The sequence below is a fragment of the Shewanella sp. S1-49-MNA-CIBAN-0167 genome, from assembly GCF_040310145.1.
GTDB lineage: Bacteria > Pseudomonadota > Gammaproteobacteria > Enterobacterales > Shewanellaceae > Shewanella > Shewanella psychromarinicola.
Genome location: NZ_JBEOPO010000309.1, coordinates 1 through 265 on the forward strand (window position 1 = coordinate 1; position 265 = coordinate 265).

At 44.9% G+C, this 265-nt stretch carries 1 protein-coding gene; it reads left to right on the forward strand.

Annotation, left to right across the window (positions count from 1 at the left end):
- Positions 1-265, forward strand: a 265-nt coding sequence (locus AAEZ00_RS21425; protein ID WP_351089943.1) for an NADP-dependent isocitrate dehydrogenase, incomplete at both ends; no start/stop codon positions are given.

Here is a 265-nt window from a genome sequence, read left to right on the forward strand (position 1 = left end):
TTGCTGCTGTTTATGCTGCTCGTCCAGCACTTGCGATGGTTGATTCTGATAAAGGTATCACTAACTTACACGTACCTAGTGACATCATTATTGATGCATCAATGCCTGCAGCTATCCGTTCTTCGGGGAAAATGTGGGGTCCTGATGGCCAGTTACAAGACACCAAAGCAATGATCCCAGATCGTTGTTACGCTGGTGTTTATCAAGAAACGATTTCGTTCTGTAAAAAGCACGGTGCATTTGATCCAACAACTATGGGCAGCGT